This window comes from Amycolatopsis sp. NPDC043885 (assembly GCF_056435685.1).
The window spans coordinates 1,677,515-1,693,208 of the sequence record NZ_JBWKEA010000001.1 but is presented as its reverse complement, the minus strand read 5'-3'; the positions used below and the strand labels follow the sequence as shown (position 1 = coordinate 1,693,208).

The window sequence follows — 15,694 nt, the reverse complement described above, 5'->3', positions numbered from 1 at the left end:
ACCTCGGGCCGGAGGCCTCACGCCAATCGTTTTCTACGCGCCGATCCGGCTGGTGCCGAGGTGCTCGACCGGGCCGGACAGCGCGGCCTTGACGTGGCGGGTGAGGTCGTCGGTGAGCACCTCGGTCTCGCCCTTCTCCAGCCCGTCGACGACCTGGCGGGCGACGTCGCGCGGGTCGTTCTTGGGGATGTCGAGGCCCTGGGTCATGTCGGTGTCGGTGTAGCCGAGGTGGACGCCGACGACCTGTGTGCCCCGGTCGGCGAACTCGATGCGGAGCGAATTCGTGAGAGACCAGAAGGCCGCCTTCGACGCGCCGTAGGAGCCCGAGCCGGCCGCCCACGACAGGATGGAATGCACGTTGACCAGCGCGCCGCCGCCCTTGAGCTGCGGCGCAAACGCTTGCGCGATCCGCAGCGCGCCGAAGACGTTCGTTTCGAAGACCGGGCGGTGCGCGTCGACGTCATCGGTCAACAGCGAACCGAGGCCGAGGACTCCGGCGTTGTTGAAGACGATCGTGGCGTCGCCCGCCTTCTCCGCCAGCGCGCGGACGGATTCGGGGTCGGTGACGTCGAGCGGGAGCGGGACGATCCGCGGGTCGGTCTCCTCGCGCGGCGACCTGGCGGTCGCGTAGACCTTGGCGGCACCGCGGGCCAGCAGTTCGGCGACGAACGCCTTGCCGAGCCCGCGCTGCCCGCCGGTGACCAGGGCGACGGCGCCTTCGATGGAGGTCATGACTGTGCTCCCTTGACAGAAGTGTTTATTGTTTGCCTCTGTCGTCAGCATGGCGACGCGCGCCGACAGAGTCAAGTACGCTTGACCTATGTCATGGACCGCGACGGACCGATACCGGTTACGCACCGCCCCCTCGGGGCTGGCGCTCGTTCAGGACTTCCTCAACACGAAGGCGATCAAGACCTACGGCCTCGACCTGCTGAACGACACCGACCTGACGCGGCCTTGGGCCGCCGAGGCGCTGGCGGAATGGTCGCGGGCACGGGACGCCGAGGTGCCCGAGATCACGCTGGGGCCAGGCGACCTTCGCGCGCTTCGCGACCTGCGAGAGACCTTCGTTTCGCTCGTGGAAGACGGGGACGCTGACTTCGGCAAACCGGTCAAGGCGGATCTGACGCTGCGGGACGGCGTCGTCCGGCTGTTCCCGTCCGGTACCGGACGGCAGTGGCTCGCGTCGGCGCTGTGGACGGAGACGCTGCTCGCGCAGCAGGCCGGGATCTGGCCGCGGCTGAAACTGTGCCGTCTCGACGGCTGCCGTTCGGCCTTCTACGACGTCTCGCGCAACAACAGCGGGGTCTGGCACGACGTGCGCACCTGCGGGAACGTCGCCAACCTGCGGGCGGCCCGGGAGCGGAAGAGAGCGCTCAGCTGAACGAAGCCAGCGCCGAGGGGATCGGGATCTCGCCGCCGATGACGTCGAAACCCTGGTTCTCGGTGAGCGGCTCCTCCAGCGTGGCGACCAGGACGGCGGCGACGTCCGCGCGGGAGACGCGGCCCGGTTCGAGGTGACCGCCGAGCTTGACGCGGCCGGTGGGCTGGTCGTCGGTGAGCGTGCCGGGCCGGACGATCGTCCAGTTCAGGCTGGAGCGCCGCAGGACACTGTCGGAGATCTGCTTCGCCATCAGGATCGACCGCACCAGGCGATCGCCCTGGTCCGGCGAATCCGCGAACTGCGCGGAAAGCTGCACGAACCGCGAGACACCGGCCTTCTCGGCGGCGCGGATCGCGGTGATCACGCCGTCGCGGTCGACGAGGTCGACGGAGGCCTGATCTGGATCGGGTGCGCCGATCGCGCTGATCACCACCTCGGAACCGGCGAGCGCCTCGACGAGGTCTTCCGCGTCCGCGGTGACGTCCGCGACCACGGTTTCGGCGCCGAGACCGGCGACCTCCTCCGCGCGGCGACGACTGCGCAGCCCCGCCCGCACCTGATGGCCTCGGCCCCGCAGAAGCCGGACCACGTGGATCCCCGTCCGCCCCGACGCTCCCAGCACTGTGACCCGCATGACACGAGTCTGCCCGAAGGCGGCCTTCCGCGCTGGTCAGGCGACTGCCCGCATTCAGTCCTCTGAATGCGGAAGTACAGGAAGGCCCCCTTCCTGTACCCAGACGCAAGGAAGGGGGCCTTCATGTACTTCAAGCGGGACTAGAGGATCTCCGCCGCCGAGCCGACGTCCGGCAGCCCGCCGACGTCGGGGTTCAGCTCCCCGGCTCCGACGAGTTCCGCCTTGACCTCGTGCGGTTTGATCCGCCCGTCGCGGATGTCCTCCGCGTAGTGGCAGGCGACCCGGTGCCCGGCGCCGATCTCCCGCAACTGCGGGCGGTCGGTGTCGCACAGGCTCTGCTGTTTCCACGGGCATCGCGTGTGGAACCGGCAGCCGGACGGCGGCCGCGCCGGCGACGGCAGGTCGCCGGCGAGCAGGATCTGCTCCCGGTTGTCCTCCACCGTCGGGTCCGGCACGGGGATCGCCGAAAGCAGCGCCCGCGTGTACGGGTGCAGCGGGTTCTCGTACAGCGTGTCGGCGTCGGCCTCTTCGACCAGCGAGCCGAGGTACATCACGCCGATGCGGTCGGAGATATGCCGCACCACCGCGAGGTCGTGCGCGATCACCAGGTACGTGAGCCCGAGCTTCTCCTGCAGGTCCTCCAGGAGGTTGACCACCTGCGCCTGCACCGAGACGTCCAGCGCGGACACCGGTTCGTCGGCGACGATCAGGTCCGGCTCGACCGCGAGCGCCCGCGCGATCCCGATGCGCTGACGCTGGCCGCCCGAGAACTCGTGCGGGTACTTCCGCAGCGAGGACTCCGGAAGACCGACGGCGGCGAGGAGTTCGCGCAGCCGCTTGGCCGTCGCCTCCTTGTCCTTGGCGAGGCCGTGCGCCTTCATTCCTTCGGTCAGAATGGATTCCACCGACTGCCGAGGGTCCAAAGAGGACATCGGGTCCTGGAAGACCATCTGCATCCGGCGGCGGGCCTTGCGCAGGTCCTCGCCATTGAGGCCCGCGACGTCGGTGCCGTCGAAGACGACGTTGCCGTTCGTCAGTTCGGTCAGCCGGAGGATCGCCCTGCCCAAAGTGGACTTCCCGCAGCCGGATTCCCCGACCAGACCGTAGGTCTCACCCCTGCGGATGGCCAGATCGACGCCGTCCACGGCGTACACGTACCCGACCGTCCGGTCGATCACGATGCCGCGTTTGATCGGGAAGTGCACCTTGAGGTCGTTGACCTCGAGCAGTACTTCCTGCTCCGGTACCGCGTGCGTCATCGGACCCCTCCTCGTGCGGCCACGGCCGGGATCACCGGGTTGTGGCAGCGCAGCAGTCCACCGCGATCGGGGGTCAGCTGCGGTGAAACCTCCCGGCACACGCCGAGAGCGTTCGGGCAGCGGGGCGCGAAGGCGCAGCCGCCGTCCCACGGGATGTTGTCGGCGACGGATCCCTTGATGGGGATCAGTTTCTCGCCGCGGCCCGCGTCGAGCCGCGGGATCGAGGCGAGCAGGCCGTGCGTGTACGGATGCCGCGGCTCGGCGAACAGCGAGTGCCGCTCCGCCCGCTCGACGATCTTGCCGCCGTAGAGCACGTTTACCTCGTCGCAGAGACCGGCGACGACACCGAGGTCGTGCGTGATCATGATCAGCGCGGTCCCGGTGTCCTGCACCAGTTCCCGCAGCAGCGCGAGGATCTGCGCCTGGATCGTCACGTCGAGCGCGGTGGTCGGCTCGTCGGCGATGAGCAGCCGCGGACGGCACGCCAGCGCGATCGCGATCAGCGCACGCTGCCGCATCCCACCGGACAGCTGGTGCGGGTACTCGGAAAGCCGCCGCGTCGGGTCGGGGATGCCGACCTTGTCCAGCAGCTCCGCCGCCTCCACCGACGCCGCCTTGCGCGCCATCCCGCGGTGCCGCTCCAGCACCTCGGTGATCTGCAGGCCGATCGGGATGACCGGGTTCAGCGAGGACAGCGGATCCTGGAACACCATGCCGAGGTCACGGCCGCGGCGGTCCCGCATTTCCTTGTCCGACAGGCGAAGCAGATCCGTGCCTTCGAACGACACCGAACCGCTGACCTGGTTGCCGCGTTTCGCGAGCAGCCGCATGATCGCCAGCGAGGTCACGGACTTGCCGCAACCGGACTCACCGACGAGACCGACCGTCTGGCCGGGTTCGACGTCGAAACTGACCTCGTCCACCGCGGTGAACGGCTTCTCGCCGCGTCGCTGGAAAACGACCTTGAGGTCGCGTACTTCGAGGAGTGCCATCAGAAAGTCACCGCCTGTTCTTCGGATCGAGGGCTTCCCGCAGGGACTCGCCGAGCAGCGTGAACCCGAGCGCGACGATGATGATCGCGATGGCCGGGTAGTACGCCAGCTCGGGGCGGATGTCGAGGAACTGCCGAGCGCTGCGGCTCAGCATGATGCCCCATTCCGCCCGGTTCGGGTCCGGGTCGCCGAGACCGAGGAACGACAGCGCCGCCGCCTCGAGGATCGCGGTCGCCAGGGTCAGCGTGGCCTGCACGATGACCGGGCCGAGCGAGTTGGGCAGCATATGCCGCAACACGATCGCCCCGCGTTTGACGCCGAGCGACGTCGCCGCGAGCACGTGGTCGCTGTTTCTCTGCGCGAGCATCGAACCGCGCAGCAACCGCGCGAAGATCGGCACGCTGACCATCGACACCGCGACGATCACGGTCCACTGGCTCGGCTTCTGGAACAGCGCGGCGACCGAGATCGCCAGCAGCAGCGACGGCACGGACAGCATGACGTCGACGAGCCGCATCAGCACGGTGTCGACCCAGCCGCCGAACGCACCGGCGAGGCCACCGATGATCATGCCGACCACGACGCCGATGATCGTCGCGAGCACACCGACCAGCAGCGTGTTCTGCGCGCCGACCAGCAGCCGCGAAAGGTAGTCGCGGCCGAAGTCGTCGACACCGAGCGGGAAACCGGGCTGAGCGCCCGGGATGATGCCCTGGCCGAGGATGACCTGGCTCTGCAGATACCGCTCGTAGGGATCCTTCGGCGCCAGGAGCGGTGCGAAGATCGCCACCAGCAGGAACAGGCCGGTGATCACGGCGCCGGTGATGGCCACCGGGCTCCGCATCATCCGGCGCAGCGCCTCGCCACCGAGGCTGTGGCCCTTCGCCGACGAAGCCGCGAGCTTGTCGATCGGCTCCTTCTTCTTGTTCAGCAAGGTGTTCATCGGACACGCACCCTCGGGTCGATGAGCCCGTACGAGATATCGACCAGCATGTTCACCAGCACGTAGACCAGCGCGCCGAACAGCAGCAGCGCCTGCAGACGTGGGTAGTCACGCCGCTCGATGCCTTCGGCGAGCAGGAAGCCGAGGCCGCGGAAGTTGAACACCCGCTCGGTCAGCACGGCGCCACCGAGCAGCGCGCCGGTCTGGAGGCCGATGACGGTGACCACCGGCAGGAGGCCGTTGCGGAGCACGTGACGGCGCCGCACGATCGGCTGGGTCAGGCCCTTCGAGTTGGCCGTGCGGATGAAGTCCTCGTTCAGCACGTCCAGCACCGAGGCCCGGGTGATCCGGACGATGACCGCGAGCGGGATCGTGGCCAGCGCGAACGCCGGGAGGATCAGGTGGGTGAGCGCGTCCCAGGCGGCGTCCCATTCCTGGGTGATGATGCCGTCGAAGACCGCGAACCCGGTGACGGTGGTGGCGTCGAGACCGGCCATCTGACGGCCCTGCGAGGGAAGTCCCAGCGGGGCGGCCAGCAGGTCCTGCATCATGTAGCCGAGGAAGAACACCGGGACGGCGACGCCGACCAGGCTGAGCACGATGATGACGTTGTCGACGGCCCCGCCGCGGAAGCGGGCGGACAGGTAGCCGAACGGGATGCCGAGGCCCACCGCGATGAGCATCGCGCAGAAGCCGAGCTCGATCGTGGCGGGAAGGAAGTTCCCGATCTCCGACATGACCGGCTGGGCGGAGACCAGCGAGTTGCCGAAATCGCCGGTGATCGCCCGGCCGAGGAACTTGAAGTACTGGACGAAAATCGGATCGTCGAGGCCGAGGAGCTTGTTCAGGTCGGCGATCTTCTCCGGGGTCGCCTTGTCACCCAGGAGGGCGCCGGCGGGGCCACCGGGCAGGGACCGGAGCCAGGCGAAGATCAAAATGGACAGGATCAAGAGCGTCGGTATCGCTTGTAGCAGCCGACGCACGAGAAAACGGAGCACGTGCGTTCCTTTGTTGCCAGCCCGGGAATGGGCCACTAGGGGGTGGGCGCGGTAGCGCCCACCCCCTAGTGGCTCAGTGGTGGTGGATCAGTTGACCGTGACGGTGTAGAAGCGCTCGTCGGTCAGCGGGCTGGCCACCAGGCCCTTCACCTTCGGGCCCACGACGATCGCCGGGGGGCCGTAGGAGATCGGGATGGCGGGCAGGTATTCCATGATCTTCTGGTTCACTTCCTGGTACGCCTTGGTGTGCGCCTCACCGGCGGGCGCGGCGTCCGCGGCCGAGATGGCCGAGAACAGCTCCGGGTTGGCGAAGCCGAACTCCGGCTTCTCGCGGCCGAAGAAGGTACCGACGAAGTTACCGGCGTCGTTGTAGTCACCGGTCCAGCCGAGCAGGTGCACGTCGTGCTTGCCCGCCTTCTGGACGTCGTCCTTGTAGCCACCGTTCCACGGCTTGGCGACCGGCTCGACCTTGATGCCCATGGCCTTCATGTCCTCGGACAGCGAGGTGAAGATGTCGGCCGGGTTCGGCATGTACGGCCGGGTGACCTCGGTCGGGTAGTAGAACTTCAGGGTCATGCCTTCGGCGCCGGCTTCCTTCAGCAGGTCTTTCGCCTTCTGAAGGTTGTAGTCGTACTTGGTGACGTTCTCGTTGTAGCCGTCGATCGCCTTCGGCACGAACTGGGTCGCGGTCTCGGCGCCCTCGGGGAGCTTCGACTTCACGAACTGCTCACGGTTGAGGCCGTAAGCCAGCGCCTGGCGGACCTTGAGGTCCTTCAGCTTCGGGTTGTTCTTCTGGTTGATGCCCAGGTACAGGACGTTGAACGACGGGCGGATGAGCACCTGCTCGCCGTCGTTGCGCAGCAGGCCGTAGTCCGCGGGCGACGGGTAGTCGTAGCCCTGGATGTCGCCGGCCTTGAGCGCCTGCTTGCGGGCGTTCTCGTCCGGGATGACCTTGAAGACCAGCTTGTCGAGCTTGGCCGTCTGGGTCGGCGAGTCGGTGGCCTTGACCAGCGTGATCTCACCCTTGGCCTGGTCCCAGCTCTCGAACTTGAACGGGCCGGTGCCGGTGGGGTGCTTCAGCGCGTACTCCGGGTAGGAGAACGAGTCACCGCTCTGGGTGACGGCGTCGGCGTTGTACTTCTTCAGCGCGTCAGGGCTCTGGATCGAGAACGACGGCAGCGTGAAGGCCGCCGGGAAGGCGCCCTTGGCCTTGTTCAGGTTGAGGACGGCGGTGGACTCGTCCTTGACCTGGCAGTCCTTGAAGACCGGGTCACCGGAAGCGTCGCCCTCGTTCTTGGCGAAGCCTTCGAAGACGTCGCCGTAGTAGATCATCTGGCTCTGGGCGGCGGCGCCCTTCATGTTGTACATGCGGTTGAAGTTGAAGCAGACCGCCTCGGCGTTGAACGGGGTGCCGTCGTGGAACTTGACACCCTTCTTCAGGGTGAAGGTCCAGGTCTTGCCTTCGTTGCTGCCTTCCCACTTCTCCGCCAGACCAGGCTCGAGGTCCGCGGTCCCCGGCTTGTTCATGATCAGCGTGTCCATCATCTGGCGGATGATGCGGAAGGTCTCACCGTCGTCGTTGAAGAGCGGGTCGAACGTCTTCGGGTTACCGGCGGCACCGAAGACCATCGTGCCTCCCGAGCCACCCCCTGCGCCTTCTTCACGCTTCGATTCGGCACAGGCGGAAATGGAGACCGCGAGTGCGCCGGCAAGCCCGATCAGGGCCACACGGCGTGCTCGGGTCACCCGCAGTTGCTGCATCTGGCACCCCTTGAGGAGATTTTCGGTGTTTAGGCACCGTCCGGTCGGTCGGAAAGTCGAGCTCCACGGACGATCGGTGTGCCCGCCGACACTAGCGGGAACTCAGCCCGCACTTAAGCACGCGAGGTTACGATCGCGCTACACGACGGCCAATACGACCGCAAAGTGTCCGCAATTCCGGACGGAGTGTAATCAATTCCGGACCACTAACGCGCAGAGTGCCGGGTCACTGACTCAAATGGGTGCTTACCGCTACAACCAATGGGTCACTGACAAAACAGGACATTCGCGGGTATCGGGCCGCCTCTCGTGAGTGGTAAGGCCGGTTCTAACCGTCCTTATCACTCACGACCGCCTGTACCGATACCGCCACTCGGCACGGGCCTTACCACTCCAGAGGGGTGATCACGCGATCCGCCGCGGCCCGGGTCCCGTCGACCGCGAACCACCCGCGCTCGAACAACTGCCAGCGCCGCAGTTCCGCCCGGGACCCCTCGCCGTCACGCTCGACGCCGCGGTCCAGCCGTTCGGCCTCGCTCCCGCCGTCCAGCCAGGTCAGCAGGGACAACGCGGGCCGCATCCGCGCGCGGCCGCTGGAAACGCCCTCCAGCACCAGCACCTCGGGGACCGGGATGTCGATCTCTTCACCCGGCAGTGGGACGCCACTGGACCAGTCCACTCGCCGGTACCGGCCGACCCTTCCCGCGCGCAGCGGTTCCAGGACACCGGTCTCCAGCCGCGGCCACCACGAAACGGGTTCGTCCCAGGTGGCGAACTCGTCGGTGCTCACCAGCGCCACCCGGACACCACGACCGGCCAGTTCGGCCACGATCTTCCCGGCCAGCGTGGACTTCCCGGAGCCGGACGGGCCGTCGACGGCCAGCACGCGGACGGCGCCCAGCCTCGGCGGGGCCGCGAGAAGGGCGTCGATCAGCGTGCGCGTGCGGGGCTCACTTCGGGGAGCCCCTTGACGTTGTCGGGCGTGGCCGTCCTGGCTTCGAGCGCGGCGACCCGTTCTTCCAGGTCACGCTGGGCGTCGGCGAGTTCGCAGCGGAGCAGCGCGATCTCCTCGACGGAGGTCCGGACCTCTTCTTCGAGATGCCCGACTTCGGTCGACAGATGCAACGCGACCAGCGCCAGCACCACGCCGGCCAAGAGGAATACGAAGTTCGACGGCGTCTGCACGCCGGTTATCCGTGCCATGAAGTCGGCGGCCTGCGGAACGAGGGCGAGCACGACCACGCCGACGGCGAGGACGAGCCAGACACCCGCGTACTTTTCCCGCAGTTTCCGCCGTCGCATCATCTCGAGGACGACGAACAGCACGAGACAGGCGACGACGATGCTGAGAATGCGCCAGCCAGCCATAATCAGCTCCTTTTACGCCGAATCCGACGAGTCGACGGCGGGACGGCGGCGCACCAGCGCCAGCAGCAGGGCGAGTCCGGCGCGGCCGAGGTAGATGGCCGATTTCACCGGCGAATGGCTCGGCGTTCCGGCCGCCCGTTCGCGCATGATCACCGGGATTTCCTTGATCTTCAGTTCGGCGCGGATCGCCATCACCAGCGATTCGACCGTGTCGCCGAGGTATTCGGCCGGGTAGTACGCGGCGAACAGTTTGATCGCGCGCGGGCCCATCGCCTTGAACCCGGAGGTCACGTCGGTGAGCTTGGTCTTCCCGAGCCGGGAGAAAACGACCGAGAGCGCGACCATCGCGTATTTCCGCGGGCCGCTCGCCTTGTACGAACCCTTGCCCGCGAACCGCGAGCCGATCGCGATGTCGGCGTCGTCGAGCGCGTCCAGCAGGGCGGCGACCTCGTCGGGATCGTGCTGACCGTCCGCGTCCACCTGGACGACGACGTCGTAGCCACGGGCGGCCGCGTACCGGAAGCCGGTGCGCATCGCCCCGCCGACGCCGAGGTTCACCGCCAGGCGGGCCACCTCCGCGCCCGCCGCACGGGCGAGCTTGGCCGTGTCGTCGGACGAGCCGTCGTCGACCACCAGCACGTCCATGCCCGGCAAGGACTGCTTGACCTGGGAAATGACCGCGCCGACACTGGCCTGCTCGTTCAGAGCGGGCATCACGATGAGTACGCGGCGGGTGGTCACGGACGTACTGGACACTGGATCACTCTATCTTCTTACTGGCCGTGAGCGGTGTCGGACCCGGCGGGGGCGCCGGCGGCGACCACACCTTGCTGACCTTCGATTTCGTAAACCGACGCGTCGAGGTTGTGGAAGACGCGCTTGAAACCCGGAGTGATGTCGAGGCGCTGGAGACCCACCGCGGACTGCGCGTTGGGGGCCACCTTGCCCTTGCCGACCAGCACGTAGCGCACCTTGAGGTCGGTGAGCGCCTCGCGCACACGCGGCTCGCGGTTGATGTCGTTGAGGAACACGCTGAGCCAGCCCGCCTTGGTGGTGAACTCGGCGCCGTAGTTGGTCCACTCGACCGGCTGAACCCCCGCGAGCGCGTACAGCCACACCGAGCCGTCGGCCTTGTCGTTCATCACCCGCTCGCCCGGGACGACGTGCTTCCCGAGCCAGGCGTAGGCCTCTTCCTCGCCCTTGCTGACCGAGGGACCGTCCGGGCCGTAGTTCATCGCGAGCCGTGCGGAGTTGCGGCCGATGTAGCCGCCCTTGCTCAGCACCGCGACGACCAGGCCGACCACCAGCGCGCCGGCGACGGCCGCGGTGAACGGGTTCAGGTTCGGTTTCCGCTCGCCGATCTTCTCGGCGAACTTGCCGGACGCGGTGTGCACGAACTCGCCGAACGCGACGGCGCCCGCCAGCGGCACGAGCGCGCCGATCCGCCAGTGGTCGTTGTAGAACACGCCGGTCAGGGTGTGGATGAGCGGGGTCTCCAGCGAGATCGTCGCGGCGAACAGGCCGCCGAGCACGACGTACGCGCCGACCATCCAGAGCATCCGCCGGTGCTTGACCAGGAGGAAAACCCCGATGATCGCCGGGATGCCGATCCACCACTGCGGGAACGACGCCATCGGCGAGAACGTGATCGTCTGCCCGAGCGCGCCGGACACGCTGGTCTCCGAGGCCCAGAACGCGCTCGTCACACCACCGGCGTTGTAGAGCGCGGGAAGGACCTGCGGGACGCCGAGCACGACCGCCATCACGACCGTGGCCACCAGCGAGGCGGCGCTGCGGCGCCAGCCGATCTTCTCGAAGCGGAACAGCACAGCGAGCAGGATCAGCAGGAAGTAGACCATGATCACGAAGATCAGGCTGGTGTGCAGGCCGGCCAGCCCGGCGACGCCGACGCCGATCGCGAGCGGTCCGGCGACGCCGTTCGGCTTGAGCAGCAGGCGGGCGAGCGCGAGCATGGCGGGCACGAGCGCCACCCCGGCGACATACGGCCACAGCGGGCCGCGCCACAGCGAGTCGTACGGGAACGCGGTGAACCAGGTGGACACGGCCGCGGCGGCGGCGGTCGCGAGGACCGGCATGCGCCAGGCGCGGCACATCGCCGCGACCCCGACCGGGACGGTCAGCACGACCGCGAGCGCCGCCAGGTTCAGCGTCGGCATCATCGTCAGGCCGCCCTTGCCGAAGATCAGGGCGAGCAGCGCGTGATAGGTGTCCGGATAGAAGTAGTCGTGCTGGTTCGGCAGGTTCGCGATGGTGCCGACGGTCGACGCGCGCGCGTCGCCGTGCTCGGCGATCCAGCGCACCAGGTTGCCGTGGAACGGTGCGTCCCAGCCCTGCTGGACGTTCTCCAGTGAGTGCGAGCCGCGCAGGAAGGTCACCGTGCCGACGCCGAGGCCGACCACGACACCGGCGCCGATCAGCAGGTGGTCGCGCAGGGAGCGCTTCGTCTCGTCGTCGTCTTCGTCCTCGGCCCACTCGGGGTGCCGCTTCGCGGTGAAGCGGAGGACGAGGAACGACAGGGCGAAACCGACGACGGACAGCAGCAGGACCCAGAGGCCGACGTTCAGCATGGTCCAGCGGATGCCGAAGCGGCCGAGGATCGGGATGCCGATGGCGACGAGACCGAAGGTCAGCAGCGGGGCCGCGGCGGCGAGCGTCCAGCCGCGCAACCTGATGGCGGCACCGAAGACGAGCCCCGGCAGCCAGAACGCCAGCAAGACCAAAAGAACGTTCATCGAATTCGCTGTCCAACCCTATTCGGCGTCAAGGACGCCACCTCGTTCGCGGCGCGCGATGCGCGGCCACACTATCGAGACGTTTCGGAAGGTCGCGCGTTGCCCGTCGCGGGGGTGCCCCTCACCACGAACGCCATGACGACCAGCAGGCCGACGGTCGGTCCTGCGGCGAGGCCGACGACGGCGCGCACGACCGTGTCGCCGGGGAAGAACAGCAGGACCAGCGCGGTCGCGACGACGACCGCCGCCCAGGTGATCAGCACCTTCGTGGCCTTGGCCTGCGCGACGAGGACGGCGGCGAGCAGCTGCATCGCGGCCAGCAGAACCGACGACCAGACCAGTCCGGCCATCCACCAGGCTTCGGGATCGTTCTTGGCGCTGTAGACCAGGCGCACCACCCACGGGCCGATCAGCCAGCCGATCAGCGCGCCGAGCGCCGCGAGCGCCAGCGCGCCGGCCGAGCCGAGCGCGAGCAGCCTCCGCAGCCGGTGCTTGCCCTCCTCGGTGCTGGACAGGCGGACCACGGTCGGGACCGCGAGGGCCTGGACCGGCGCCATCAGCGTGAGCGGCGTCCTGGCCACGAACAGGGCGACGAAGAGCACGCCGAGCTTGTCCTTGTCACCACCGGGCGCGAGCAGGCTGACCAGTGCCGGATACCCGGTGATGACACTCGCGGTGAGCCCCGCGCCCGCGAGGAGCATCAGCATGTTCTTGACGATCGGCTTCGCGGGCACGTCGGCTTCGAGCTTGGGATCGACCAGCTTGGCGGCGCCGCGGGCGAACAGCAGCCAGGCGAACGAGCCGGTCGCGGCGGCGATGGCGAACCAGTACAGCTGGGTGAGCCCCGCGACCACCAGCGCGGCGACCACGAGGATCCGCACGGCGGCCTCGACCAGGATCAGCCACGAGTAGGACCGGACGTGGTCCTGGCCGATCAGCAGGCCTCGCGCGGCGAACTGGAAGGCGAACGACAGCCCGCCCGCGAGCACGATCACCGCGAGCGCGAACTGACCGCCGTAGACCTTGTCGGTCACCGGCGGGATGAGCGTGAACAGGGCCGCTACGGCGACCGCGACCAGGCTGGTGACGAAGGCGATCACCGCCGGGCGGCCCGCCTTGCGACCGGCGAGCGCGGCGTGCGCGGACTGGCGCGAGATCTCCTGTTCGAGCGGGGACAGGGCGGCGCCCAGCCCCATCAGCATGCCCCAGAAGGAGAGCAGGACCGCGTTGTCGGCCGTCGACAGCGTCCGGCCCCAGACGACGGTGAGGACGTAGCCGAGCGCGATGGCGATCAGCAGGTAGACACCGATGCGACCGGCGGATTTCCCGGTGTCCTTGGCCAGTTTTTCGCTGCTCACCGTGCTGCTCATCGACGCAGCCGGGCCCGCAGCGCCATGAACAGGCCGCGGAGCGCCCCGGCCCCGAAGCCGGCGGCGAACACCGGGGTGAGCTGGGCGACGGCCTTGGCCTCGGCCTTGGTCGCGCCGAACTTCGTCACCGCGAACCCGGCGGCCGTCGACCCCGCGGCGGCCAGCGCGACGGCGGTCTTCGGCCGCTTCGCGGCGACACCGAGGCCGAGCACGCCGACGGCCATCGCGGCGAACAGGCCGTTGCGCGCGGGCCCGGGCGACGCGAGATACGAATCGACGAACGTGGTGCCGCGGAAATACGACTGCCCGACGAACTTCTTGAACGAATCGCGGCCGTGGTAGGTCGCGGAGAACTCGGGCGCGAGGAAGATGCGGTGGCGTTCCGCGATCCAGCGCAGAACACCCGTGTCGTCACTGGCGAAACGGACGTCTTCGAAGAGTGACTCGAACGCGTTGGACGAATCCTCGAGAACGTCCTTCGGCGCGGAAAAGAATCCGGTGCCTTTGGGGAAGACGTCGAACTCCTCGATACCGAACGACATCAACCGCGGGTTCGCGCAATAACGGCGCCACGGGATCTTGACCAGTCCCGCCATGAATCCCGCATACGGATTGTGTTCGGACGCGACGTCGATGTGACCGTTCCACACGGTGCGCCCGGGATGGTCGACGAGCTGGTCGCGAAGGAAGGTGAGCGAACCGGAATCCACGATCACGCGGCTGTCGAGCAGCAGGATCTGCCGCCCGGACGCCTTCGCGATCCCCGCGCGGCGGGCTTCGAACCGGCCGCTGTTCGGCTGGGTGAGGACGGTGATGCCGTACAGCTCCCGCAGCTTGGCGAGCTTGGCGCCGGTGCCGTCGGTGCTGCCGTCGTCGACCACGACTACCTCGACCGGCCAGTTCGCCGACTGCGCCGACGCGATCAGCGCGCCGACACTGCGATCGATCCAGTCCTGCTCGTTGTAGACGGGGATCACGACGGACAGGGCCGGGAGGAGCGAATTCGCACTCACCCCGGCGAGGCTACCTTGCGCGGCCCACCAGTATCCTTCGGGCACCGCAGACCCCGACAGAATGGCTCTTCCGGTGATTTCCTTCATTCTCGGCACCACGGCGGAACTGATCAAAATCGCGCCGGTCTACCACGGCATCCTCGAACGCGGGGTCCGGCCGAAGATCTGGTTCACCGCGCAGCACGTCGACGAGGTCTCGGACGTTCTCGCCGACCTGAACCTCCCGGAGCCCGACGTCTGGCTCGTGCCGAAGGAGAAGGCGCACAACCTGGAGTCGCCCGCGCAGGTGCCGGGCTGGGCCGCGCAGGTGCTGCGGACCGCGTGGAGCCGCCGCGCCGAACTGAAGGCCGCGCTGGTCGAGGACGGGCGTCCGCCGCTGGTGCTGGTGCACGGCGACACCTTCACCACGCCGTACGGCTCGCTCATCGGGAAGCGGATCCTCAAGTCGCGGGTCGGGCACGTCGAGGCGGGCGCGCGGTCGGGCAGCATCATGTCGCCGCTGCCGGAGGAGCTGAACCGGAAGATCGCCGCGAAGATCGTCGACATGCACTTCGCGCCGAGCGCGCGTGAGGTGAACAACCTCCGCAACGCGCGCGGCGTCGTCGTCGACACCGAGGCGAACACCGCGATCGACGCGATGCGGATGGCCATCAACGGGCCGCTCGACGTCGAGGGCCTGCCGGAGAAGTTCGGCCTCGCCACCCTGCACCGGTTCGAACTGGTCTCGCGCGCGGAGAAGTACCGCGAGGCGCTGGAGATCCTGCGCGAGCAGAGCAAGCAGATGCCGATCCTCTACATGGCGGGCGCGCCCGAGCGGGAGAAGATCCGTTCGCTCGGCCTGGCGAACCTCTTCGACGAGAAGAACTTCATCATCCAGCCGAAGATGCGGTACCTGAAGTTCCTGCCGCTGGTCGCGCGCGCCGAGTACGTCGTCACCGACTCGGGTGGCCTGTCGGCCGAGTGCTACTACCTCGGCCTGCCGTGCGCCGTGCACCGCGAGCGCACCGAGACGCCGCAGCACCTCGGCGAGACCGTCGTGCTGACCGAGATGCGCGGGGACAAGCTGCAGAACTTCCTCGACACCTACCAGAACCGCCGCGGCGAGTCCTGGGTCGACAAGTTCCACCCGTCGGAGATCATCGTCGACACGCTGGCGCGGCTGGGCTACTGCTGACGCTTCGCGCTCGCTTACGAACGCTATGAAAGGTCCTTTCCTCGC

Annotated in this window: 15 protein-coding genes; 2 read left to right on the top strand and 13 right to left on the bottom strand. The window is 68.1% G+C overall.

Annotated elements, in window-relative coordinates:
• Nucleotides 1-33: 33 nt before the first annotated feature.
• Nucleotides 34-732: an SDR family oxidoreductase gene (locus tag AC069I_RS08510; RefSeq protein WP_478224317.1), complete on the bottom strand. Its 699-nt coding sequence runs from the start codon at nt 730-732 to the stop codon at nt 34-36.
• 88 nt (nt 733-820) lie between these two features.
• Between AC069I_RS08510 and AC069I_RS08505 the strand changes: the two genes are divergently transcribed.
• The gene (locus tag AC069I_RS08505; RefSeq protein ID WP_478224316.1) at nt 821-1,384 is read left to right on the top strand and encodes a CGNR zinc finger domain-containing protein; all 564 of its coding nucleotides are present in this window, start codon (nt 821-823) and stop codon (nt 1,382-1,384) included.
• Here the strand turns inward: AC069I_RS08505 and AC069I_RS08500 are convergent.
• The 12 genes from AC069I_RS08500 to AC069I_RS08445 form a co-directional block, all read right to left on the bottom strand.
• Nucleotides 1,377-2,018: an SDR family oxidoreductase gene (locus AC069I_RS08500; RefSeq protein WP_478224315.1), complete on the bottom strand. Its 642-nt coding sequence runs from the start codon at nt 2,016-2,018 to the stop codon at nt 1,377-1,379. The genes AC069I_RS08505 and AC069I_RS08500 overlap by 8 nt on opposite strands.
• Before the next feature lie 140 nt (nt 2,019-2,158).
• Nucleotides 2,159-3,277 carry an ABC transporter ATP-binding protein gene (locus AC069I_RS08495; protein WP_478224314.1) on the bottom strand — a complete coding sequence of 373 codons (1,119 nt, stop codon included), beginning with the start codon at nt 3,275-3,277 and terminating at the stop codon, nt 2,159-2,161.
• Nucleotides 3,274-4,269, bottom strand: coding sequence for an ABC transporter ATP-binding protein (locus tag AC069I_RS08490; protein ID WP_340686321.1), 996 nt, complete (start codon nt 4,267-4,269; stop codon nt 3,274-3,276). Before AC069I_RS08490 ends, AC069I_RS08495 begins: the two co-directional genes overlap by 4 nt.
• A 7-nt stretch (nt 4,270-4,276) precedes the next feature.
• Nucleotides 4,277-5,212 (bottom strand): ABC transporter permease, encoded by a 936-nt coding sequence (locus tag AC069I_RS08485; RefSeq protein WP_034314615.1) that lies wholly within the window; start codon nt 5,210-5,212, stop codon nt 4,277-4,279.
• Entirely contained in the window at nt 5,209-6,210 is a 1,002-nt protein-coding gene (locus AC069I_RS08480; RefSeq protein ID WP_063275656.1) for an ABC transporter permease, read from the bottom strand. The genes AC069I_RS08485 and AC069I_RS08480 overlap by 4 nt, the downstream gene beginning before the upstream one ends.
• Before the next feature lie 87 nt (nt 6,211-6,297).
• A complete protein-coding gene (locus AC069I_RS08475) occupies nt 6,298-7,971 on the bottom strand; it encodes an ABC transporter substrate-binding protein (protein ID WP_478224313.1) in 1,674 nt (557 codons plus the stop codon).
• A 385-nt stretch (nt 7,972-8,356) separates the two neighbouring features.
• Nucleotides 8,357-8,872: a uridine kinase family protein gene (locus tag AC069I_RS08470; protein WP_478224466.1), complete on the bottom strand. Its 516-nt coding sequence runs from the start codon at nt 8,870-8,872 to the stop codon at nt 8,357-8,359.
• A 29-nt stretch (nt 8,873-8,901) separates the two neighbouring features.
• Nucleotides 8,902-9,339 carry a DUF2304 domain-containing protein gene (locus AC069I_RS08465; protein WP_016337936.1) on the bottom strand — a complete coding sequence of 146 codons (438 nt, stop codon included), beginning with the start codon at nt 9,337-9,339 and terminating at the stop codon, nt 8,902-8,904.
• 12 nt (nt 9,340-9,351) lie between these two features.
• The gene (locus AC069I_RS08460; protein WP_257489823.1) at nt 9,352-10,053 is read right to left on the bottom strand and encodes a glycosyltransferase family 2 protein; all 702 of its coding nucleotides are present in this window, start codon (nt 10,051-10,053) and stop codon (nt 9,352-9,354) included.
• Between the two features lie 59 nt (nt 10,054-10,112).
• The gene (locus tag AC069I_RS08455; protein ID WP_478265077.1) at nt 10,113-12,092 is read right to left on the bottom strand and encodes a DUF6541 family protein; all 1,980 of its coding nucleotides are present in this window, start codon (nt 12,090-12,092) and stop codon (nt 10,113-10,115) included.
• A gap of 71 nt (nt 12,093-12,163) precedes the next feature.
• A complete protein-coding gene (locus AC069I_RS08450) occupies nt 12,164-13,462 on the bottom strand; it encodes a polysaccharide biosynthesis protein (protein WP_478224311.1) in 1,299 nt (432 codons plus the stop codon).
• The gene (locus tag AC069I_RS08445; protein WP_478224310.1) at nt 13,459-14,475 is read right to left on the bottom strand and encodes a glycosyltransferase family 2 protein; all 1,017 of its coding nucleotides are present in this window, start codon (nt 14,473-14,475) and stop codon (nt 13,459-13,461) included. Before AC069I_RS08445 ends, AC069I_RS08450 begins: the two co-directional genes overlap by 4 nt.
• A 61-nt stretch (nt 14,476-14,536) precedes the next feature.
• Between AC069I_RS08445 and AC069I_RS08440 the strand changes: the two genes are divergently transcribed.
• On the top strand, nt 14,537-15,649 hold the full coding sequence (locus AC069I_RS08440) for a UDP-N-acetyl glucosamine 2-epimerase (protein WP_457959305.1): 1,113 nt from the start codon (nt 14,537-14,539) through the stop codon (nt 15,647-15,649).
• The last annotated feature ends 45 nt before the right edge of the window (nt 15,650-15,694 follow it).